We start from the raw sequence: 22,767 nt of genomic DNA on the forward strand, positions 1-22,767 counted from the left end.
CTTGAAGACAACATATTGTCTTACATTAATTGATACGGCTGCATATCTACAGTAACCAGTAAATCCTTGCTGCGTTGTTCACGCTCGATTTGTTCCAGTATCTTTCGAATGTTCGTTGCCAAATGTGGCTCTTTCTTATATTTGATCATACATTGATAACGATATCTATTTTTTATTCTAGCAATTGGAGAAGGGGTTGGTCCAAGGACAACCGTATCTGATCCAATCACTTGGTGCAACAGCTGAACAATTCGCTGGGTCGCCTGTACCGCTTGCACATGCTCAGGATGGGATGCAGTAATCAATACTAGAAATACATATGGCGGATATTGAAATGTTCTTCGCAAACGCATTTCGTACTGATAAAATGCTGTAAAATTATATGCAGCTGCCATTTCTATACTATAATGCTCCGGGGTATACGTCTGGACAATTACTTCACCAGGGAGCTGATGCCTGCCAGCACGACCACTCACTTGGGTGAGTAACTGAAATGTTTTTTCCGATGAGCGAAAATCTGGTAAATGGAGCATGGAATCTGCAGTCAGGACACCAACCAATGTAACATTCTCAAAATCTAATCCTTTTGCTATCATCTGGGTACCAAGTAAGATTTCTGCTTGTCGATTAGAAAATTGGTTGAGTAATTTTTCGTGCGCACCTTTTTTACGGGTCGTATCTACATCCATACGAATCACACGTGCATCGGGCATCAGCTGGGTCAAACTCTCCTCAACGCGCTGCGTACCTGTCCCAAAGTAACGAATGAGGTCACTATTACATTCGGGACAATTTAAAGGCATCGGTTCTTCATATGCACAATAATGGCATTTCAACAGATTACTATTCTTATGATAAGTTAATGCGATATCACAATGTGGACATTCTTTTACATGTCCGCAATCCCTGCACATCACAAAGGTTGAATAACCGCGCCGATTTAATAGTAGGACAACCTGTTCCCCTCTTGCTATTGTTTGCTCCATCTTATCCATTAGTGCTCTTGAAAACATGGAGCGATTTCCTTCATGAAGTTCCTTACGCATGTCCACAATTTCAACGTCTGGCATAGCTTGTTGATTGGTTCGTTGGTCCAAGGTTGCCAGCTTGTACACGCCTTTATTCGCTCTTGCATAGGATTCAAGCGTTGGCGTTGCACTGCCAAGAACAACAGGGCATTGATGGCTTCTACCACGGTGAATAGCAACATCTCTCGCATGATAGCGTGGCTGATCCTCCTGTTTATAAGAAGTCTCGTGCTCCTCATCAATGATAATGATTCCAAGATTTTCGAATGGGGCAAAGACAGCAGATCGCGCACCGACAACAACCTGGACTTCCTTGCGCAGTACTTTTCGCCATTCGTCATATTTTTCCCCACTGGATAATGCACTATGCAATACCGCAACCCTTGAACCGAATCTTCCTTTAAATCGGCGCACCATTTGTGGGGTTAATGAAATTTCTGGAACGAGCACAATCGCTTCCTGCCCTTTATCCAGTACATCTTGAATGGCTTGTAAATAAATCTCCGTCTTTCCACTTCCTGTAATACCATGTACCAAGAAAACATCATGCATATGATCCTGAATCGATTGCTTAATTGGTAGTATGGCTTGCTGCTGTTGTTCTGTCAGCTTTAATGGTTCGGTTCTAGCAAAGGATTCTTCATCATATGGATTCCGATATATTTCTACTTGGAATTCCTGTAACATGCCTTTATCCAGTAAAGCTTTCAATGTAGCACGATTTGTTTCCAATGATTTTAGCAGCTTGGTTTGCTGTATTTCGGTAGGATATTCAATAAAATATGCAAGAATTTGCTTCTGTTTTACCGCTATTTTTGGTAAATCCATATATGCTTCCTCTAATAAATGTACCTCTCTAGCCGGCTTAATCATCGTTACTTTTTTCTTTGTTGCTTTAGAGCGAACGATATAATCGACAGTCACATTGCCAGCTTCTATTTCTTTTTGCAGCATAGATAATCGGATTGGAGCATGTTCAAATTCTTCATACGAAATCACGTCCCGCCCAGCAAAGAGCAACTCCAATGCTTCTGCGAGTATAGCCCCTTCCGTACGAACCAGTTCTTTTTTATATTTTGCTTTTAACACTTGAGGCAGCATCGCTTGATAGGCAGTAATATAGATACTTAATGTTTCATCTGCCAACCATTGACCAAGCTCGAGCAACTCCTCCGTCAGTACTGGCGTAAGATCAAGGACATCCTCTATTTCTTTTAAACGTTTAAACTCCGAACGATCGCCTATCTCCAGCACAAAGCCCATAATTTTACGAGGGCCAAATGGAACAATGACACGCATCCCTGGCTGTAACATGTCTAACAAACGTTCAGGTACAAGATAGTCAAACGTCTGATTCACTTGTTTATGTGGAACATCAACGATTACTTGGGCTATTTTCACGGTTTTCATCCTTTATATCACGATCAATGAGTCGTAGAATTCGTTCTGCCACTTCTCGTTTGGATGCAAGTCCAATCTCATCTTGATGCCATTTTTTATTTAAATAGGTGGCAATATTCGTATCCCCTTCAAAACCTGCACCTTCAGTACCTACATTATTAATAACAATTGCATCCAGCCGCTTCTTTTTTAGTTTTTCCTTCCCATATTCCAACGGCTTGTCTGTTTCTGCAGCAAATCCAACCAAGTATTGGCTCGTTTTCCGTTCCCCCAGCGCTGCAAGAATATCAGTCGTTCTTTCCATTTCTATAGAGAGGTTCCCGGGCTGTTTTTTCATTTTTTGATGATGCACATGTTTCGGACGATAATCCGCAACAGCAGCAGATTTAATGACGATATCTTTGTCCTGGAAATTAGCCACTGCAGCCTCATACATATCTGCTGCTGATATGACGTTTATACGCCTAATATTTGGATGTGATGTTTCCAAATGAACAGGTCCAGCAACCAAGGTGACATCAGCGCCATATCTTGCCGCTGCTTCTGCCAAAGCAAAGCCCATTTTCCCAGAGGATCGATTGGTGAAAAACCGAACTGGATCGATTATTTCTCTCGTCGGGCCAGCGGTAATTAATACTTGTTTACCAGCCAATAACTGGTCTGTACCTATATGTTCATTTATCGTTGCAATAATGGTTTCTGGTTCTTCCAATCTTCCTTTTCCAATCCAGCCACAGGCTAAATATCCTGATCCCGGCTCAATAAAATGATAACCCCATTGTTCTAGTTTTTTCATATTATTCATAACTCCGGGATGACTATACATGTTCACATTCATCGCGGGTGCCACATAGACAGGTGCTGTGGTAGCAAGTAAAAGCGTTGATAACATATCGTCCGCAATACCGCTCGCAATCTTACCAATCATATTTGCTGTAGCAGGGGCTAAAATAACGATATCAGCCCAATCAGCAGTATCAATATGAGAAATATATTTAGGATCCTTTTCCTCAAAGGTATCTGTATAAACATGATTCCGAGATAATGCTTGAAAGGTGAGTGGCGACACAAATCGAGTTGCATTTTCCGTCATAACAACCCGGACGTCAGCCCCTTGTTGGACAAGCTTACTCGTAAGTGCACAAGCCTTGTATGCGGCAATTCCACCTGTTACACCAAGTAACACTTTTTTATTTTTCATCATTTGTTATGTCTCTCCTTCATGGAGCATTGGCTCTACGTTTATTTATACCATATTCCACTAAGAATAAGCATGATGTACACGAGTCATTTATCCGCATGAAAGAAAAGCCCTCGCTGTGATTAAACTGCGAGGACTTATCAATCATTCATCATCTTCTAAAGTTAATATCTCTGCTTGAATTTCTTCCAAAGCCATACCAACAAATTTTACAGATTTCGGATGCTCTAGCATACCGTTATGAAGATCACGAATTTGTCGTGCTCTTTTCGCTGATAATGTAACAAGTGAGTATTTTGATTTTATTTTCTCTTGCAAAGCATCAATTGATGGTTCTAGCATCATAGTTCATCCTCCAAAATTTTTTTATACTGTGAAGCGATTCGCTCACGCTTTAAATGTTCGCTTTGAATGATTGCTTGTACTTTTTCTACTGCGAGTCCAACATCATCATTAACGACAACATAATCATATGCATCCATTAATTCAATTTCATTGCGGGCTTCTTTAAGACGATTCAACACCAATTCTGTCGATTCTGTCCCACGACTAACGATACGGTTTTTCAATTCCTCTAAACTAGGTGGAAACAAGAAAATAAATACACCGTCCGGAAAGTTTTCCTTTACTTGCAAGGCGCCTTGGACTTCAATCTCCAGAAAAACATCATGACCTTCTTCTAACGTTTTCTCGACATAGTCTCTTGGAGTCCCATAATAATTATTAACATATTCCGCATATTCCAACAGCTTATTTTGTTGAATAAGCTGTTCAAATTCTTCTCTTGATTTATAAAAATAATCTACCCCGTCCACTTCACCAGGACGTTTATTTCTGGTTGTCATGGAGATAGAATATTTTAGATCTGTTTTTTGCTGAAATAATTCTTTCCGTACCGTACCTTTGCCAACGCCGGAAGGTCCAGAAAGAATAAATAAAATTCCTTTTTCCTCTATCAACATATTTCCTCCTATACCAATTCGCCTATGTATTATTCATCTGGTATTTCATCATGACTTAGCACTCGCTGACCAACAGTTTCCGGCTGTACTGCAGACAAAACAACATGATCACTATCTGTAATAATGACAGCTCGAGTCCTCCTGCCATATGTAGCATCCACTAATTTATTATTGTCCCTGGCAACTGTAATAATTCGTTTTATCGGTGCGGATTCCGGTGAAACAATTGATATCACACGATTGGCTGATACGACATTGCCAAATCCGATATTAATTAATTGTAATCCCAAATAGATTCTCCTTTCAACAGCAAACCATACTGCTTGTTTCCATTTCCATTCCATATCATACTGCAAATGGAAAGAAATGAATAGCTGATTGCTTAAAACTATTCAATATTTTGTATCTGTTCTTTCACTTTTTCCAAATCACTTTTAAGCTGTACAGTCAGCTTTCCAATGGACTTATCCGATGATTTAGAACCGATTGTATTTGCTTCCCGATGCATTTCCTGCAAAATGAAATCAAGGGTTCTTCCAATCGCTTCCCCACGGGCCAATGTTTCACTAAAGTGATCCAAATGGCTCTTCAGGCGCGTAATTTCTTCCGTTATATCTCCTTTTTCAGCAAGGATGGCAATCTCCTGTTGTAGACGTCCTTCATCCAAATTCGATTGACCTGCGATATAATCTTCAATTCGAGCATGAATTCGCGCACGATATTCTTCGATAACCCGTGTGCGAAGTTCTTCTATTAATAATACCATATCCTTGATATTTTTCATTCGTTTTTCAATATCCGCTTGTAAAAATGTCCCTTCTTCTTTACGCATCACATACGCACGTTCGCAGGCATTTCTTACTGCAGCTAATAATCCCTCACCAAGCTGATTGGTATGTAAGTCCTCTTCCTGTATCATCATTAAATCTGGATGAGAAGCAATGCTCGCTATAGGAACGTCACCTGATAGCGTATAACGCTTTTTCATTTCAGACATATGCGACATATATTGGTCCATCAGTTCCCAGTCCACTTCCAGACTTCGTTTTGTCAATCCACTGCCTTTCAAGTCTATAAAAACTTCTATTCTTCCACGACCAAAGCTAGCGGCCGCAATTTTTTTCATTTCGTCTTCCAAATAGATTATCGAACGTGGTATCTTCGGGCTAAAGTCAAAAAAACGGTGATTGACTGTACGAACCTCTACCGTTGCTTGTATGTCCGAACAACGAAATACGTCTCTACCATATCCAGTCATGCTTAACACCATGCACATCACACCTATCCTCATACTAATAAACATTATAACAAATCATTATTCTATGTGCCCCTATTAATTGCTAATTAAACCCGTGTAGAAATAAAGTAAATATGTGAACCACCTTCCAAACAGCGGTTATTAAAAAACACCAGCGACCAGAATTGTAAAATCGACTTGTATTTTAAAAGCTGAGAGGATTTTATATCCATTCATTATTCCCTTAAATAATGATGTTTCCAATCAAAGAAAAGCAGCTTCTCGAAAGAAACTGCTTAATGGTGCAACACGCTATTTCGTTATGATTTATTTTTACTGACTCCGAATAATACAGTTGGTAATCCACTTAATCCGATAACGAGCAGCCAATCATGTAATCCAAGTGCGGTTGTATGGAATATAGGCTGCATTGGCGGCCAGTAAATAACTACGAGTAGAAGCAGTAAAGATGACAATACCGCAAAAACGAGATAGAGATTCCCGAATGGATTCCGCTCAAATATAGAATGCTCGCTACGGCAATCAAACACATGAATTAACTGTGCCATGACAAGGATGGTGAAAGCCATTGTCCTTCCGTAAACGAGATGATCCGGATCATTATTATACGTGACCATAAAGCCGATTAAAGTAACAATTCCTATTAATATACCTCTACTAATAATCTTTTTACCTAATCCCCTCGCAAAAATACCTTCTTTCGGACTTCTTGGGGCTCGTTTCATCACATCACTTTCAGGCTTATCCAGTCCAAGCGCCATCGCAGGCAGCCCATCGGTAACTAAATTCACCCAGAGAATTTGTACAGGTACGAGTGGCAATGGCATGGCAAGCAACATTGCAAATAACATCACCAATATTTCACCTACATTCGAAGCGAGAATATAACGAATGAATTTTCGAATGTTTTCATAAATATTCCGTCCTTCATTAATCGCGTGTTTAATAGTTGCGAAATTATCATCCATTAAAATCAATGAGGAAGCTTCCTTCGTTACATCCGTACCGCTTCTTCCCATACTGATTCCAATATTACTCGCTTTAATTGCAGGTGCATCATTTACCCCATCCCCTGTCATAGCGACGATATGGCCTTTTTTCTGATAGGCTTCCACAATTTTTAGTTTATGTGCAGGGGTAACACGGGCAAATACATATACATCTTCAATCACATCAGACAGTTCATCTTTTGTCATCTCGTTCAATTGTTGTCCTTCTAGTACCAACCCTTCAGCAGGCAGCATATTCAATTGATCAGCAATTGCCCGAGCGGTCTTGACATGATCACCAGTAATCATGACTGTCTTAATGCCAGCCTCCTTACATTCCTGAATCGCCTGTTTGACCTCTTTTCGCGGTGGATCAATCATGCCGTATAGTCCCATAAAAGTCAGTTCTCTTTCCAGTAAGGCATCCTGAATCTGTTCCGGACCAGACAGCTGACGATAGCAAATGGCAATCGTTCTCAGGGCTTGATCTCCCATATTTCCAATTGCTTCATCAATGCGTCGTCTGTCACGTTCCTTCATGATTTTACGACCACCATCATCCACCAGGTAATTCGTCCGTGGCAGTAATACATCTGGAGCACCCTTCGTGATTAAAAAGTATTTACCCTGCTCATCCTGTACAACCATGCTCATCCGTTTTCGATCCGAATCGAAAGGAATTTCTTTTAAAATGCGAAAGTTTTCTTCATGTCCGGCAGCAAGTCCCCATTTTCTTGCTGCAACAATTAAAGCCCCATCAGTTGGATCTCCGTCTACATAATACTTTCCTTTTTTTATAAACAATGAAGCATGATTACAAATGGACCCATATAACAGCATATTTTCTAAATAAGCTGCATGCTTACCTATCTTATATTTACCGTCAAAAAAATCACCTCGAATATCGTAACCGTCGCCAGTTACAGTAATATGCTTGTCATTAACAAATAACTGTTTTACGGTCATTTGATTTTCTGTCATTGTACCAGTTTTATCAGAACAAATAATCGAGGCACAACCTAATGTTTCCACTGCTGAAAGCTGCCGAACGATTGCTTTTTTACGAATCATACGCTGCACACCGAGAGACAATGCCACGGTAACAATAGCAGGTAGACCTTCCGGAATTGCAGCCACTGCAAGTGAAATACCCGCTAAAAACATTTCATACGTAGAATGTCCTTGGTAAATTCCAATTCCGACAACCAGTAATGTTAAAAATACAGCAACTGCAATTAATATTTTACCGAGTTCAGTCAGTTTTCTTTCCAACGGGGTAATAGCTTTTTTAGTATTGTCCATCAAAGATGCGATTTGTCCCATCACTGTTTGCATACCTGTTGCGACAACAATTCCAATTCCATATCCTCTAGTAACCAATGTGCCCTTAAATGCCATATTCACTTGGTCCTGGGCATCTAAGCCATCCCGTACAATCGATTCAGTCGATTTTTGCACAGGCAATGACTCACCGGTCAATGAAGATTCTTCCGTCTCCATTCCCATTGATTGTACGATACGACAATCAGCGGGTATACGATCACCACTTGACATTTTAACGATATCACCGACTACTACATCTCCAGAAGGAATCCTTTCCCATTTTTCCTCTCTAAATACATGTGCCACTGGGGCGGCTAGCTCTTTAAGTTTTTCCAATGATTTTTCGGCTTTTTGCTCCTGAAAATAGCCAATACAGCCATTCAGAATAACAATAATCATAATGGCAATGGCATCGATGTATTCTCCAAGTAATCCAGCAATCAATGTTGCAGCCAAAAGCACAAGCACCATAAAATCCTGAAACTGCTTTAAGAAAATGAGCCATCTCGGTGTTTGCTTCTGACCTGCAAGTATATTCTTACCGAAACGTTTTTGCCGCTCTGTTACTTGCTTTGCATTTAATCCCCTTTTCGTTAGTACATGCAGTTTCTGTTCAACTTTTTCCTGATCCAGCTGATACCATTTTTCCACCATTCATTCCCCCAGTTCGCATAAAAGCGGATGCCAAATTCGGCCGCATATGATCATTTATGTTCACCAACAACATGTAATTACGCTGTACGCTCATTTGATATCTATGCAGACTTGTCCTTAAAAATGCTATAATTACAAATGAGGTGAACGACATGCCATTTGATGGAATTGTAGTAAAAGCAACAGTAGAGGAATTGCAGGAGACCCTCCTACAAGGAAAAATAACAAAAATACACCAGCCTACCGACACTGAGCTGATTTTGACCATACGCAGCAATCGAAAAAATCATCCATTACTCTTATCTGTTCATTCCACCTATGCACGGATGCATCTAACAGATGATCAATTTGACAATCCACCAGAACCAACGATGTTTTGTATGGTTTTAAGAAAGCATCTCTCTGGAGCCATTTTGGATAGCATAGAACAGCTTGGTATGGAAAGAATAATTGAATTCTCCTTTCAAGCACGTAATGAAATTGGGGACTGGACAGCAAGAAAGTTAATCGTAGAAATCATGGGAAGACATAGTAATATTATTCTGGTGAATGAAGAGAAAGAAGTTATTATCGACAGCATCAAGCATATTTCTATGGCCCAAAACCGCCATCGTACCATTTTGCCTGGAGCAGATTATAAATTGCCGCCTAGTCAGCATAAATGGAATCCATTGGAACTGAATAGCGCTGATTTCATTAAGAAACTGGATTTTAATGCTGGGAAGTTGGATATGCAAATGGTTCAATTATTGGAAGGTGTATCATCAATCGCCGCCAGGGAAATCATTGAACAGGCACAATTGGGCTCCCAGCAGGCATATGAACAAGCATATCAACATTTTCAAACACAATTACTGCAGCGCAGCTATCAACCAACTATTTATCGTAACAAAAAAGAAGACTTTCACGTTATTCCGATATCGACTATGCAAGGCGAACAAGAACAGCATGATTCCACCAATGCGATGCTGGATGCATTTTATTCTGGCAAAGCAGAAAGGGATCGTGTCAAACAGCAAGCTAGAGATTTATACCGGTTTATAAAAAATGAAACCGATAAAAACATTCGCAAAAAAAAGAAGCATCAACAAGCCATTAATAAGGCAAAAGACGCAGATCGCTACAGAAAATATGGAGAACTATTGACTGCTAATATGCATCTGGTGAAGCCTGGCGATACTTCCGTACAAGTACTGGATTATTATGATCCTGAGCAGCGTGAGGTAACGATTAAGCTCGACCCACGTAAAACACCGAGCGAAAACGCACAAGCTTTTTTCAAATCGTATCGCAAACTAACCAATTCTAAGAAAATGCTGCAAAGAGAATTAAAGAAAGCAACGTTGGAAATTAACTACTTGGAGCAGCTGCTGCAACAATTAGATGTTGCGCGAACTTCTGATATCGAAGAAATTCGTGAAGAGTTACGCGAGGAAGGATATTTAAAAAAACAGGCGAAACGAAAACAAAAACGAAAGCCAGCACAACCTGCGCCTGAAGTGTATACCGCATCTGATGGTACGACCATTTTAGTTGGGAAAAACAACAAACAAAATGAATATGTCACGACAAAGCTTGCCCATCGGGATGATGTATGGCTGCATACCAAGGATATCCCAGGATCACATGTCGTTATCCGTTCCAAAGAGCCAGCAGAGGAAACCTTATTAGAAGCTGCACAGCTTGCTGCCTACTTTAGCAAATCACAGCAATCATCATCTGTTCCCGTTGACTATACAACGATTCGGCATGTAAAAAAACCAAATGGTGCCAAACCAGGTTATGTAACCTATGATAATCAAAAAACAATCTTTGTTACACCAGACAAAGCTGTAATCGATAAACTTAAAAAATAACAACCTATCGACATCGCAACATAGAGGTTGCTTTCTCGTTCAGAAGGTCTGGTACACCGCAAACACTAAATCTTGAGGGGTAGCACCGATGTACCCCTCTTTTTACTATTGAAAAGTCGTTTCCAACAAGGCTGTAATAAATTGATCCACCTGTGGCAGTTGACGTGCCCCTTCTTGATAACAAGCCCACGTATCCCGCTTCACCCTTCTGCCATTCAGTTTCAAAGGTAGGTTCGGATATTCATCTTTCATCGAGGCAGATACGCTCTCCGGTAAAACAGCCATACCAATTCCCTGCTTCATAAATTGCTTACAAGTCTCAATCTGATCGACTCGAATTGTTTTTTCCGGCTTAATCTTTTCATAATGATGATGTAGCCAATTATCCACCAATTCGTGCATACTATCATCACTTTTAAAAGAAATTAATGGTCGCTCTTTTAATCCATGCTTTGGAAAAGGTTCCGTATCAAAAATATATAGTGGATCTTCAAAAAGCCGGACACATGTACTTTCCTTCAGTTTATCCCCACGAATGATGCACACATGATAATCAGCATGGTTTTGTTTAATATCCTCACTAATACCTGTTACTAAATCTATGGCAACCTTGGGGAACCTCGCCGTATACTCCCCAAGAATAGCTGGCAAAAACTGCTGACTTACGAGAGAAGAACATGCGATAGAAAGTGAACCTTGAATTTCCTTACTCGTTTGTGCCAATTTATTGTGAATTTGCTTTTCCTCTTCTATTACCTGTTTTGCATGGGCCAAAATTATTTCACCTGCTGGTGTTAACACAAGCCGTTTCGGTGTACGAATAAAAATAGCAGCATCAAAATATCCTTCAATATACTTTAAACGCTGTGTCACTGCAGGCTGTGAAATGAGGACAGCCTTGGCGGTTCCACGAATGGTACCAACCTCCTGCAATTTCAGCAACAAGCTATAATCATCTATTTTCATCAAAACCCCACCTTGTTATAAGTAATCATAATATACTTTCATTATAATTGTAATAATTACTTATTGCACGTCTAACATCGAGCTGGTGGAAGTGTTGAGGGTTTATTAAAAAAGGAAAAAGGGAGTTAATCACACTCCCTTTTAAAGTAGCCCCATACTTAAATAACGTTCACCTGTATCGGGTGCGATACAAAGAACTCGCTTACCAGGGCCGATTCGTTTAGCTACATCCAATGCTGCACATACGGCTGCCGCACCAGATAATCCGGTAAATACACCTTCCAGTCTAGGCAATTTTTTAAAATAATGGATAGCCTCCTCATCCTCAATTTGCATAATCTCATCATAAATAGTTGTATTTAAAATTTCAGGAATAAACCCAGGGCTTGTGCCAACTAATTTATGTTTCCCAGGTTTTCCCCCAGATAAAACTGGTGATCCTTTTGGCTCAGCAACCGTTATAAATAGCTGTGGAAGGTGCTTCTTTAATACCTCTCCAGTACCGGTAATCGTTCCCCCAGTTCCAGCTGTACATACGAAAGCGTCCAGCTTCCCATCCATTTGTTGTAAAATTTCACGTGCTGTTGTATGTCGGTGTACGTCAGGATTTGCTTCATTTTCAAATTGCTGTGGAATGAAACTACCAGGAATTTTCTTTTGCAATTCCAATGCTTTTCGAATAGCACCAGGCATTCTCTCCTCACTAGGTGTCAGTACTACCTCTGCGCCATATGCCCGTAGTAAATTACGTCGTTCTTGTGTACTGTTATCCGGCATGATTAAAATAGCTTTATAGCCTTTTGCAGCAGCATTCATAGCAAGACCTATTCCTGTATTTCCGCTTGTAGGTTCAATAATGGTAGCACCAGGCTTTAATTTCCCCGTCTTTTCCGCCATTTCAATCATGTGAGATGCCGCCCGATCCTTTACACTTTTTGAAGGATTCATCGATTCCAGCTTGATGAAAACGGTTGCAGCATTTTCCGGTACAATACGATGCAATTGAATAATCGGCGTATTGCCAATCAGCTCCGTTATATTATGAACCACTTGCATGCTATTTTCCTCCTCACCTATAAACCAATAATTCCTATTAGTTTACTATACTTTTTATATGGATTGCAACGTCTTTTGTACACCTGTTTTTGCAGAATTATAAAAAAATTAGGGATTCGCCTATTGAAAGTAATTCCGATACATGCTAAAATACATTTCAATTCATAGTAAGTTGATATGTTTAATTATATTTTAAAACACAACTACTTTTCATAAGGAGCGTCCAGGTATGACTTTAACTATAGATGGGGTTTCCAAACAATTTAATCAAACAGGAAAGACTCCTGCCATTGTGTTGAAGGATATTGATCTGACCATTCCAAATGGGCAATTTGTTTCTTTGCTAGGACCATCAGGCTGTGGTAAATCAACCCTCTTATCCATTCTCGCTGGCTTGCAAAAACCAACGTCTGGAAAAATTTTTTTAGATGATGTACGAATTACAACACCAAGTCCAGATAAAGGTGTTGTCTTTCAAGAGGCAGCACTATTCCCTTGGCTAAATGTATTAGAAAATGTCATGTTTCCCCTACGGAAAAAAATGCCTAAGAAGCAGCAAACAGAACGCGCGAAGCATTTCTTACAAATGGTCCAGCTTGGAAAATTTCTAGAGCATTATCCCCATGAATTGTCGGGTGGCATGCAGCAGCGTGTTTCTATTGCAAGGGTGTTGGCGATGGATCCAACCTTATTATTAATGGATGAACCTTTTGGAGCCTTGGATGAACAGACAAGAATTATTTTGCAGCAGGAAGTAGAAAAAATCTGGCTAGATACTAAAAAAACAGTACTATTTGTTACACATAGTATTCGCGAAGCTATTACATTATCAGACCGCATCCTTGTTATGGGAGCAAGACCAGGAACCATTATTAAGGATTTTTCAGTAGATTTGGCAAGACCTAGAAAAAAAGCAGACATGGCGCCTCTTGAGGAAACGATTATGGACCTATTAAAAACAGAGATTGCCAAAGTGATGAGAGAGGAATTAAGCCATGCAAGTAACGATTAAACGAATCATCTTTTTTCTGTTATTAATAGCCATTTGGCAGGGCATTGTCCTAATGGAAATCTGGCCACAATCTATGATTCCAAGTCCGTTTTCTGTTTTTCACACATTATATCTGGGGTTTGCTGATTTAACGCTCGTGTATGATTTACTTGCGAGCTTCCGACATTTATTTATTGGCTTAGCCATTTCTATTTGTATTGGAACTGCAGTAGGCATCTTACTTGCCACTGTAAAAACGGCAGACGAAACCTTAGGAACCATGATTTTGGCCCTGCAAAGTGTTCCAAGTATTGTATGGGTTCCACTTGCGATTATTTGGTTCGGATTTGGTGAAACTGCAATTATTTTTGTCGTAGTCATTGGGGGTACTTTCGTTATGACGATGAACATACGTACTGGAGTACAAAATGTTGCTCCCATATTTCTAGACGCTGGCAAAACGATGGGGTCAAAGGGGGTGGATTTATTTATAAAAATAGTATTACCTGCCTCTGTACCATATGCAGTTACAGGTGTACGGCTCGCTTGGGCATTTAGCTGGCGTGCACTCATGGCCGCCGAATTATTAAGTACAGGTCCAGGTCTTGGTTTCACACTTTCATACGCGTCTGATTTTAATAATATGAGTCTCGTCATTGGGATTATCATTATCATTGGTGCAATCGGGTCTATCATGGATCAGCTTGTTTTTCAGCGAATGGAACAAAAGGTGTTAACACGATGGGGATTACAAAAAACATAAATGAAAAAATGCCTAAATATAGACGAGGAGGAAATTATTGATGAGAAAGTCATTTTTATGGTTATTTATTGGTTTATTGCTCATTCTTGGTGCCTGCAGTTCAGAATCCGCCGCTAAAAAGTCTGAAGGTGATACAAAAAAAGAAAAAATAGTACTTGGATATTTCCCAAACTTAAACCATGCCCCAGCATTGGTTGCTAGGGAAAAAGCTTTATATGAGAAACAACTTGGTGATGATGTCGAAATAGAATATATGACATTTTCTGGTGGATCTGATTTTATGACAGCCCTTGCAGCAGGTGAAATTCAAGGAGGTCTAGTAGGTCCAGGGCCAGCAATGAACAGTTATATTTCGGGAGTTGATGTCCAATTAATTGCCGGTTCCTCTACTGGGGGTACTGTCATCGTATCTAGAAAAGACAGTGGCATTGAAAAACCGGAGGATATTACGGATGCCACATTTATCTCCCCGCATGTCGGCTGTACCCATGACGTTCAATTTGAAACCTATATGAAAGAAAAGTATGGTAAAACCTCTAATCGCACTGGCGGCACCATGAAACATGTTACTGGCAAGCCCGCACAATATACTACCATGTTTGAAAACGGGGATGTCGATGTTGCGACAGCGCCTGAGCCTTGGGCATCTGTTCTTGAGGCTGAGCAAGATGCTAATGTGGTGATCGATACACCTGATATCGCATTTGGTGAAACACTTCCGGCTGCTATTTTTGTTACGAGCAGCGAATTTATCAAAGAAAACCCTGAAAAGGTCCAAAGCTTAATAGATGCGCATAAAGAAGCAATTGATTTTATCAATCAGAATGCAGATGAAGCGATAGATATAACGATTCAAGCCATCGATGACATTACCGGTCAGAAATTAGAAAAATCCATTTTGGAAAATGCATGGAAACGGACTTTCTTCGCTGCTGATTATGAAGCGGATGTCATTCAAGCGTTTGGAGATGCCTCCTATGATTTGCAATTTTTAAAAGAGCAACCTGATTTTAGTGGATTTATTAATAAGAAGTTTTTGGATTAATACCAGACAAAAACTTTTGATAAATACCGAAGATTATACAAGCGTTAAAAATGATAAGCTACTCATCGAACATTAAGACTGAATAGCGAGAGAAAACGCAAATACCTACAGGGAAAATATGCAGGTGGAATCAAATAAAAGATTCCACCTGCATATTGTCTTGTATGAACCATCTCTACATTTGATATGGAATAATCATGTTCATAAATAACTGTCTGTAGAATAAAAAAGAGGCTGGGACAAAACTAGCCTAAAAAATGGTTCTAAGCATAAAATATTGCTTGGAACCATTTTTTTGTTAGAAATATTTTCTCTCCAGACGTAGAAGGTGCTTTTTGGCGGTATACTTTCTCAAGTTTACCGCCATGAGCGCAAACCCTAATTCATTTTTCACATTTTCTTTGCCCCTAACGGACATTCGAGTGAAGCACAAATTAGCCTTCAGAAATCCAAAAACTGGCTCCACATCGATTTTTCTTTTTTTGTAGATTTCACCAGTTTTCTCGTCCGAAAGCTTCGCTTTGACATAAGCTTTTTGAGATTCCCATTTTTCATTACGGAGTACTTTTCGATTGTTTCCTTCTTTTGCTTTGGTGCATAAGGCGCGTAATGGGCACCCAGAACAATCTTCACATTCATAAACTTTGAATTGTCGTGTGTATCCATATCGATCAGTCCGATGTGACAGATGGCTGAACAATACTTTTCTTCCGTTTGGACAAGTGAAGGCATCCTCTTCCTCGTTGTACTCCCAGTTGTCGACGTGAAAAACGTTGTTTTTATGCTTCTTTTTCTTCTCCTTTCGATATTGATTATAAGTGATTAAAGGTGTGAGTTTACGATGTTCAAGTATATCCGTGTAGTTTTGTTCACTTCCGTAGCCAGCATCCGCCACCAGATATTTCGGTAATTCGAAGAAGTGTTTCTCGATAGTATTCAAAAATGGGATTAAAGTGCGGGTGTCCGTAGGATTTGGAAACACATCATAAGCGAGCGCATACTGACCGGATGTCGCAAGCTGTACATTGTAACCAGCTTTCAATTGACCATTTCGCATATAGTCATCCTTCATTCGCATAAAGGTCGCATCGGGATCCGTTTTTGAATAGCTATTACGTTCTCTAAAAATCTCCATATCCTTTTGATACTTCTGCTTTCGGAAGATAAAGTCTTCGAATTGCTTCCGGTATTGTTTTGGTAATTTCCGTTTAGATCTTATACGTTTCCGCTCACTTCCTAATTCGCTCGCTTCAATTTCTTTGTCGTAGGTTTCAATCTTTTCACTCAGTTTTTCTACAATTTCTTTCATCTCTTCAACGGATAATTCACCAAAATCATCCCGCTCAATTTCTGGTATGATTTGCTTTTCAACTAGTTCCTGGTACATTTGATTAGACTTTTCAATAAGTTTTTGACTGTATTTTTCAATGGATTTTCGCCAAACAAATGTGAATTTATTGGCATTGGCTTCAATCTTCGTGCCATCAATGAAAATGGCTTCTTCATCTATGAGCTTTTCTTTCACCAGCCGGCTTCGAAATTGTATAAAACACTCTCGAAGGAGTTTGTTCATTTCTGGATGTACACGGAAACGATTGATGGTGCGGTAACTTGGCTCATAACCTTGGGCCAACCACATCATTCGTACACTGTCTTTTACCAGTGCCTCAATTTTCCGTCCAGAGAATACAGTTTGAGTATAAGCGCATAAAATAATTTTCATCATCATTCGGGGATGGTAAGAAGGTCGCCCGGTTTGACGAACGAATCCTTGAAAAGCTTCTTCTGGAATACTTTCCACCAATTCGTTGATAGTAAAAGCAATATCGTTTTCCTGTAACTTTATTTCCAAATCCAGCGGCAAAACTACTTGATTCATGGTATAATGTTTAAACATAAGGACACTCCTCTTTTAGGTTATTGTTTGGTCACTTTAATTCTATCAAAGGGTGTCCTTTTTGTTTACTAAAATAAAAAAAGCCGTTAGCCTACACATTATTGTGTAAGCCGACGGCTTAATTTATTTGAGGGTTTTGTCCCAGCCTCTTTCCTACGATTAGTCAAGTCTAATTCGATAATTCCTGAAACTATTTTTAATTAAAATTGGGTATAATAAATAAACCTCAGGTATTCTATTTTTTTAACTGAGGGAGAATATGTGATATAATACGAATTAATTAATGGTCCATAGAGATCGCGTACGAGTAATCGTACTTTGTATTGTTCCTGACCATGGAATGGATACATTTTAGTAGTTTGTTCATGCAAGCTACTACGGCAACCTTGTCCTTTCCTACGATTAGTCAAGTCTAATTCGATAATTCCTGAAACTATTTTTAATTAAAATTGGGTATAATAAATAAACCTCAGGTATTCTATTTTTTTAACTGAGGGAGAATATGTGATATAATACGAATTAATTAATGGTCCATAGAGATCGCGTACGAGTAATCGTACTTTGTATTGTTCCTGACCATGGAATGGATACATTTTAGTAGTTTGTTCATGCAAGCTACTACGGCAACCTTGTCCTTTTTAGGATGAGGTTGTTTTTTTAATTTGTAATAGTAATCTACAATGTGATTTGGTGCTGCCTTCTGTTGGCGTATCATGTTTCGAACAATGAAGTATAAGATTTTCCTTCCTTTTGGATTACCCCGCTTATTAATGTGATCTTGGCCTGCATATTTTCCAGATTGATATCTTCGTATATCAATACCAATAAAGGCGTTGACTTTTTTGTGATTTGAAAAACGTGTAATGTCACCAACTTCTCCGATGAAGAGTGCTGCACTGATTTCACCGATCCCTGGAAAGCTAGTGAGTACTTCAAACTCTAGAAGCTGTTTAGCTTTCTCTATCATTTGTTTAGAAATATTCTCTTTTTCTTCTAATAGTCGATGAAGATGCCTTGCGTAATATTGCACTTTTTGAGTTTGAACGCTGTTTGGAGAAACAGCTGGATAAGACTCTTTGGCGTATTCAATAATTTGATTTGCCTTTTGTTTCGCGCGATTCTCCGATATTTTTTTGGTCGTACTTTTCATTAATAAATTTTTGATTTTTGTTTTACTACTTTGTAACACATATTCTGGATGCGGAAACAAGTTAATTAGGGTTAGCGCATATGGTGTGACTCTGCTTGAAAAGAATCGTTCAAGCTCAGGAAAACTTAATTGCAATGCATTATGTAAGTACATCCGTGTGCGTTTTATATCATCTTCTATTTCTTGATAAAAACGGGATAAATCACGTAGTTCATTATAGATGTTTGACTGTTGTGTTTTTTCTGGTCGGTCATTCTGTTGATGAACTTGTGCCAATTTATGGGCGTCATGCTTGTCTGTTTTCCAACTTCGTAAAGTTCCTTGTTCTAATTGTTTTTTCGCTGCAAGAGGATTTAATAAGCAATAACGTATCTGGTTTTTTTGGCAAAATGCTTCGATTGGTTTGGAGTAAATGCCAGTAGATTCAAACACAAGCATTAAATCATCTGGAAGAGTTTGAATTTCGTTCAATAGCTCTTGAAAACCAGTTTGATTATGAATAACCTCACCTTCAGAAAGACAACTTTGATCATTATAAACAACCTTATAGCTTTTCCCCATCGCAACATCTAAAGCCATTACTGTTCCCATTTTACTACCTCTCTCTTTTGTTTGTGTGAAAGATCTTCACTTATTCATTTCGATTCCAATTTCCTATACACGAGCTCTGATGGCCCCAACATACTTAAACCTGATTCAAAAATGAAAGTGAAGAAGCCCAGTTTTTTATTCGGATTCGTAATCCCTGAGGCTTCGGTCGGGCTTTCTTTCACTCCTCACTATAACTCAAAAAAGAAATAGTGGGTAAGATCACCCGTCGATGACCTTACCCACTAATCTTAGTATGTTTTTGTGAAATTATTATTTACAGAAATATTTTAATTCAAAAAAATTGCAAAAACTTGGTGATTATTTCATTATAGGTTATGATACGAAGAAAGATATCCAATATATTGGAGCTGGGAAGGTGATTCGATGCGACTAGAGAAGGGAGCAACTCCTATTCAAGCAAGAAGCACGACAAAGATGTTAACGGTGACAGCTGCACTTGTTGCGGTGAATTTAGTATTAAATCAATTTACCCTTTCTTTTGGACCTTTACTCGAAATTGGTTTTGCATTTCTACCGATTGCTGTTCTTGCCTATTTTTATGGTCCGATGAATGCGGGGATTGCATCAGCAGTTGCTGATACAATCGGATTTGTATTAAGACCAGCAGGTTTCTTTTTCCCTGGATTTACCTTAAATGCGATACTCATTGGGGTAATATTCGGTTTGTTTTTCTATCGAAAGGAAATTTCGCTTAGTCGTATTGCGATTGCAAATTTAGTGGTAACCATTGTTATCACTTTAATATTAACACCAATTTGGTTAAACATTATGTTCGGAAGTCCGCTTTTTGCCGTTCCGCGCTTAATAAAAGCAGTGTTGCTTTATCCAATTGAAGTTGGGCTACTATATGGGGTATTAAAAAGTATTCAACGTGCAGATTTAAGGTTGTAAATGTTACAATTATCACTGTCATATCATTCGCATAAACTATTGTCAGAAGCTAAGTAAAGGATGATTCTCTTTGTTGAAAAATTACTATGTTTCAGCGAATACAGCGGAGGGTTATATCGATTTATTATCCTCCAATCTCCATGGGATAAAGGAAACAATTGAACTTGAATCTCATTCTTACCAAATGAATACGAAAATACTCCAACAGCTGATCGAACAATATAAAGATAAAACTCCGGTTGAAGTGTTAAAAAGTCCGATTAGCGAACGATATGTTGAAGGAATTATTCTCCGCGAGAAGGAAGTTGCAATTATTGGGGAAAGAAAATCCCCTTTTACAACTGAAGCATATGAACAATTTAAACAGGGTTTACGCATTCACGATAACTTGGAAAAAGTATATATTCAAGAAATGGATTTTACAAAAGCCAATCAACTAGCCGATGATTTTACGGAAAAGTTATTAGCAAACGAGTCAAAAATAGGTCGTACTCCACATATTTATCGACGATTATTTGGTACTAATACAGTAGATGGGGTTGTAAATGAGGTACCTAACCTCACTGAACATCTTAAGCAGGTGTATCATATTAAAGGACGTGCTGGGACTGGCAAGTCTACATTTATGAAACGGGTAGCAGAAGCCTGTCTAAATCATGGATTTGATCTTGAAATATATCATTGTAGCTTTGACCCGAACAGCATTGATATGGTACTCATACCAGCATTGCAAATTTGTCTGTTTGATAGTACAGATCCTCATCGTTTTGAACCGCAGGATACAAGTCGTGAGGTTATCATCGACTTATATGAAGAAACAGTGACACCGGGGACCGATGAGAAATATGCCGAAGAGATAAATAAACTTACGAAGGAATATAAAAGTTTTATGAAAAAAGGTTTGGCAGTAATTAAAGCGGAAGGTGAAAAAATAATAGCTGCAGATGATAAAAGGCCATTTTCCCAAATGGAAGTTGATGGAATTGTCAGTGAACTACAAGCGAAGATTAACTAAAGAGGCTGGGACAAAACTAGCCAAAAGAAGAAAATTAAAAGGATCCAAGCAATAAAAATGTTGCTTGGATCCTTTATTGATGAAAATACATCATCGTCAGTTACTGTTTTTCTGGTATTTGCGGTGAACTTCCTCAAGTTCACCGCCATTAATGCAAAGGCCAATTCATTGGTGACCTTTCGTTTCCCTCTGACGGAAAATCGAGTGAAACCCAAATTAGCCTTCAAGAATCCAAAAACTGGCTCTACGTCAATCTTACGTTTTCCGTAAATTGCTCCAGTTTTCTCGTCTGAAAGCTTAGTACGTACATATTCTTTTAGGGACTCCCATTTTTCATTGAAAAATACTTTTCGATTGTTTCCAGGCTTCGCCTTGGTGCACAACTCTCGCAGTGGACAGTCTGAACAGTCCTCACATTCATACACTTTAAATGTACGAGTGAATCCATACTTATCTTTGCGTTTGGAATGGTAGGCAAACCGAAGGTTTCTTCCATTAGGGCATAGATAGGAATCTTCTTCTTCGTTGTACTTCCAATTATCTACATGAAAAGCATTCTTCTTATGTTTCTTTTTCTTCTCCTTTCGATACTGGTTATATGTAATGAGTGGTGTGCGTTTTCTATTTTCGATGATGTCTTCATAGTTTTGTTCGCTGCCATATCCGGCATCCGCAACAATATAATCTGGAAGTTCAAAGAACTTTTCTTCTATGGTATTCAAAAAAGGAATCAAAGTTCGTGTATCTGTTGGGTTTGAAAAAATATCGTAAGCAAGTGTGTATTGACCTTCCGTAGCCACTTGTACATTATAACCAGCTTTCAGTTGTCCGTTCTTCATATAGTCGTCTTTCATACGCATAAATGTCGCATCTGGATCTGTCTTCGAATAGCTATTGCGGTCACCGAAAATCTCCATATCTTTTTGATACTTTTGCTTCCGCCTAATGAAATCCACAAACTGCTTACGAACTTGTTTCGGAAACTTTCGTTTCGAACGAATCTTCTTGCGTTCACTGCCAATCTCGCAAGTTTCAATCTTTTCGTTGTATTCCTCAATTCTTTCATCTAATTTCTCAACTACTTTTTCCATTTCTTGAACGGATAATTCTTCTTCATTTTCACGTTCGATTGCCGGGATGATTTCTTTCTCTAACAGCTCATCATATAGCTGATTTGACTTTTCGATGAGCTTTTCGTTATATCTTTCTATGGATTTTCGCCAAACAAAAGTGAACTTATTTGCGTTCGCTTCAATCTTCGTTCCATCAATAAAAATAGCTTCTTCTTCAATTACTTTGTTTTCCACCAACTGATTGCGGAACTGCACAAAACATTCCCGAAGGAGATCTTCAATCAATGGATTAGAACGGAATCGATTAATCGTGCGGTAGCTTGGTTCATAACCTTGGGCCAACCACATCATTCTAACACTGTCATGTAATAAAGCTTCGATTTTGCGACCGGAAAAAACGGATTGAGTATAACCACACAATATAATTTTCAACATCATCCGAGGATGGTAAGCAGGTCGTCCGGTTTGACGTAAGAAATCTTCGAACGCTTCATCAGGAATACTTTCAACTAAATTATTAATCGCAAATGCAATATCATTTTCTTGTAACTTAAATTCTAAATCTAGCGGCAAAACTACTTGATTCATGGTATAATGTTTAAACATAAGGACACTCCTTTTTTGAATTTTTGTGTG

The 22,767-nt window shown here is 39.0% G+C and carries 18 protein-coding genes; 6 read left to right on the top strand and 12 right to left on the bottom strand.

Annotated elements, in window-relative coordinates:
* Positions 1 to 20: 20 nt before the first annotated feature.
* The 7 genes from priA to DX933_RS04945 form a co-directional block, all read right to left on the bottom strand.
* Complete coding sequence (gene priA, locus DX933_RS04915) at positions 21 to 2,429, bottom strand: primosomal protein N' (RefSeq protein WP_123315366.1); 2,409 nt, start codon at positions 2,427 to 2,429, stop codon at positions 21 to 23.
* Positions 2,404 to 3,633, bottom strand: a complete 1,230-nt coding sequence (gene coaBC / locus DX933_RS04920) for a bifunctional phosphopantothenoylcysteine decarboxylase/phosphopantothenate--cysteine ligase CoaBC (protein ID WP_123315367.1) — start codon at positions 3,631 to 3,633, stop codon at positions 2,404 to 2,406. Before coaBC ends, priA begins: the two co-directional genes overlap by 26 nt.
* Before the next feature lie 141 nt (positions 3,634 to 3,774).
* Entirely contained in the window at positions 3,775 to 3,975 is a 201-nt protein-coding gene (gene rpoZ / locus DX933_RS04925) for a DNA-directed RNA polymerase subunit omega (RefSeq protein ID WP_123315368.1), read from the bottom strand.
* Entirely contained in the window at positions 3,972 to 4,589 is a 618-nt protein-coding gene (gene gmk / locus DX933_RS04930) for a guanylate kinase (protein WP_123315369.1), read from the bottom strand. Before gmk ends, rpoZ begins: the two co-directional genes overlap by 4 nt.
* Positions 4,590 to 4,621: 32 nt before the next feature.
* A complete protein-coding gene (gene remA, locus DX933_RS04935) occupies positions 4,622 to 4,882 on the bottom strand; it encodes an extracellular matrix/biofilm regulator RemA (protein WP_123315370.1) in 261 nt (86 codons plus the stop codon).
* Between the two features lie 98 nt (positions 4,883 to 4,980).
* On the bottom strand, positions 4,981 to 5,862 hold the full coding sequence (locus DX933_RS04940; RefSeq protein WP_190279415.1) for a YicC/YloC family endoribonuclease: 882 nt from the start codon (positions 5,860 to 5,862) through the stop codon (positions 4,981 to 4,983).
* Between the two features lie 287 nt (positions 5,863 to 6,149).
* The gene (locus DX933_RS04945; protein ID WP_223805876.1) at positions 6,150 to 8,813 is read right to left on the bottom strand and encodes a calcium-translocating P-type ATPase, SERCA-type; all 2,664 of its coding nucleotides are present in this window, start codon (positions 8,811 to 8,813) and stop codon (positions 6,150 to 6,152) included.
* A 155-nt stretch (positions 8,814 to 8,968) separates the two neighbouring features.
* Here DX933_RS04945 and DX933_RS04950 point away from each other — a divergent pair, with 155 nt between their 5' ends.
* Positions 8,969 to 10,672 carry an Rqc2 family fibronectin-binding protein gene (locus DX933_RS04950; RefSeq protein WP_123315373.1) on the top strand — a complete coding sequence of 568 codons (1,704 nt, stop codon included), beginning with the start codon at positions 8,969 to 8,971 and terminating at the stop codon, positions 10,670 to 10,672.
* Between the two features lie 105 nt (positions 10,673 to 10,777).
* On the opposite strand, the gene DX933_RS04955 is transcribed toward DX933_RS04950, so the two are convergent.
* Together DX933_RS04955 and cysK are read right to left on the bottom strand one after the other, a co-directional pair.
* On the bottom strand, positions 10,778 to 11,638 hold the full coding sequence (locus DX933_RS04955) for a LysR family transcriptional regulator (RefSeq protein WP_123315374.1): 861 nt from the start codon (positions 11,636 to 11,638) through the stop codon (positions 10,778 to 10,780).
* A 141-nt stretch (positions 11,639 to 11,779) separates the two neighbouring features.
* Positions 11,780 to 12,694, bottom strand: a complete 915-nt coding sequence (gene cysK / locus DX933_RS04960; protein ID WP_123315375.1) for a cysteine synthase A — start codon at positions 12,692 to 12,694, stop codon at positions 11,780 to 11,782.
* 229 nt (positions 12,695 to 12,923) lie between these two features.
* Between cysK and DX933_RS04965 the strand changes: the two genes are divergently transcribed.
* From DX933_RS04965 to DX933_RS04975, 3 genes are read left to right on the top strand one after another with little or no spacing between them, the layout of a single operon-like run.
* Positions 12,924 to 13,706, top strand: coding sequence for an ABC transporter ATP-binding protein (locus DX933_RS04965; RefSeq protein WP_123315376.1), 783 nt, complete (start codon positions 12,924 to 12,926; stop codon positions 13,704 to 13,706).
* Positions 13,690 to 14,448, top strand: coding sequence for an ABC transporter permease (locus DX933_RS04970; RefSeq protein WP_123315377.1), 759 nt, complete (start codon positions 13,690 to 13,692; stop codon positions 14,446 to 14,448). Before DX933_RS04965 ends, DX933_RS04970 begins: the two co-directional genes overlap by 17 nt.
* 40 nt (positions 14,449 to 14,488) lie before the next feature.
* Positions 14,489 to 15,493, top strand: coding sequence for an aliphatic sulfonate ABC transporter substrate-binding protein (locus DX933_RS04975; protein ID WP_123315378.1), 1,005 nt, complete (start codon positions 14,489 to 14,491; stop codon positions 15,491 to 15,493).
* Positions 15,494 to 15,791: 298 nt separating this feature from the next.
* On the opposite strand, the gene DX933_RS04980 is transcribed toward DX933_RS04975, so the two are convergent.
* Both DX933_RS04980 and DX933_RS04985 read right to left on the bottom strand, forming a co-directional pair.
* On the bottom strand, positions 15,792 to 17,390 hold the full coding sequence (locus DX933_RS04980) for an IS1182 family transposase (RefSeq protein WP_123315379.1): 1,599 nt from the start codon (positions 17,388 to 17,390) through the stop codon (positions 15,792 to 15,794).
* A gap of 523 nt (positions 17,391 to 17,913) precedes the next feature.
* Positions 17,914 to 19,131, bottom strand: a complete 1,218-nt coding sequence (locus DX933_RS04985; protein ID WP_123315380.1) for an IS110 family RNA-guided transposase — start codon at positions 19,129 to 19,131, stop codon at positions 17,914 to 17,916.
* Positions 19,132 to 19,515: 384 nt separating this feature from the next.
* Between DX933_RS04985 and DX933_RS04990 the strand changes: the two genes are divergently transcribed.
* Together DX933_RS04990 and DX933_RS04995 are read left to right on the top strand one after the other, a co-directional pair.
* On the top strand, positions 19,516 to 20,043 hold the full coding sequence (locus DX933_RS04990) for a folate family ECF transporter S component (RefSeq protein WP_123315381.1): 528 nt from the start codon (positions 19,516 to 19,518) through the stop codon (positions 20,041 to 20,043).
* Between the two features lie 73 nt (positions 20,044 to 20,116).
* Positions 20,117 to 21,058, top strand: coding sequence for a hypothetical protein (locus DX933_RS04995; RefSeq protein WP_190279416.1), 942 nt, complete (start codon positions 20,117 to 20,119; stop codon positions 21,056 to 21,058).
* Here the strand turns inward: DX933_RS04995 and DX933_RS05000 are convergent.
* On the bottom strand, positions 21,055 to 22,737 hold the full coding sequence (locus tag DX933_RS05000; protein ID WP_123315382.1) for an IS1182 family transposase: 1,683 nt from the start codon (positions 22,735 to 22,737) through the stop codon (positions 21,055 to 21,057). The genes DX933_RS04995 and DX933_RS05000 overlap by 4 nt on opposite strands.
* Between the last annotated feature and the right edge of the window lie 30 nt (positions 22,738 to 22,767).

This window comes from Ornithinibacillus gellani (assembly GCF_003730295.1).
Taxonomy (GTDB): domain Bacteria; phylum Bacillota; class Bacilli; order Bacillales; family Amphibacillaceae; genus Ornithinibacillus_A; species Ornithinibacillus_A gellani.

Bases quoted from the DNA above. Each gene is read 5' to 3' on its own strand.
- coaBC (WP_123315367.1), bottom strand. From the start codon at position 3,633: ATGATGAAAAATAAAAAAGTGTTACTTGGTGTAACAGGTGGAATTGCC.
- rpoZ (WP_123315368.1), bottom strand. From the start codon at position 3,975: ATGATGCTAGAACCATCAATTGATGCTTTGCAAGAGAAAATAAAATCA.
- DX933_RS04940 (WP_190279415.1), bottom strand. From the start codon at position 5,862: ATGGTGTTAAGCATGACTGGATATGGTAGAGACGTATTTCGTTGTTCG.
- DX933_RS04950 (WP_123315373.1), top strand. From the start codon at position 8,969: ATGCCATTTGATGGAATTGTAGTAAAAGCAACAGTAGAGGAATTGCAG.
- DX933_RS04955 (WP_123315374.1), bottom strand. From the start codon at position 11,638: ATGAAAATAGATGATTATAGCTTGTTGCTGAAATTGCAGGAGGTTGGT.
- cysK (WP_123315375.1), bottom strand. From the start codon at position 12,694: ATGCAAGTGGTTCATAATATAACGGAGCTGATTGGCAATACGCCGATT.
- DX933_RS04965 (WP_123315376.1), top strand. From the start codon at position 12,924: ATGACTTTAACTATAGATGGGGTTTCCAAACAATTTAATCAAACAGGA.
- DX933_RS04970 (WP_123315377.1), top strand. From the start codon at position 13,690: ATGCAAGTAACGATTAAACGAATCATCTTTTTTCTGTTATTAATAGCC.
- DX933_RS04975 (WP_123315378.1), top strand. From the start codon at position 14,489: ATGAGAAAGTCATTTTTATGGTTATTTATTGGTTTATTGCTCATTCTT.
- DX933_RS04980 (WP_123315379.1), bottom strand. From the start codon at position 17,390: ATGTTTAAACATTATACCATGAATCAAGTAGTTTTGCCGCTGGATTTG.
- DX933_RS04985 (WP_123315380.1), bottom strand. From the start codon at position 19,131: ATGGGAACAGTAATGGCTTTAGATGTTGCGATGGGGAAAAGCTATAAG.
- DX933_RS04990 (WP_123315381.1), top strand. From the start codon at position 19,516: ATGCGACTAGAGAAGGGAGCAACTCCTATTCAAGCAAGAAGCACGACA.
- DX933_RS05000 (WP_123315382.1), bottom strand. From the start codon at position 22,737: ATGTTTAAACATTATACCATGAATCAAGTAGTTTTGCCGCTAGATTTA.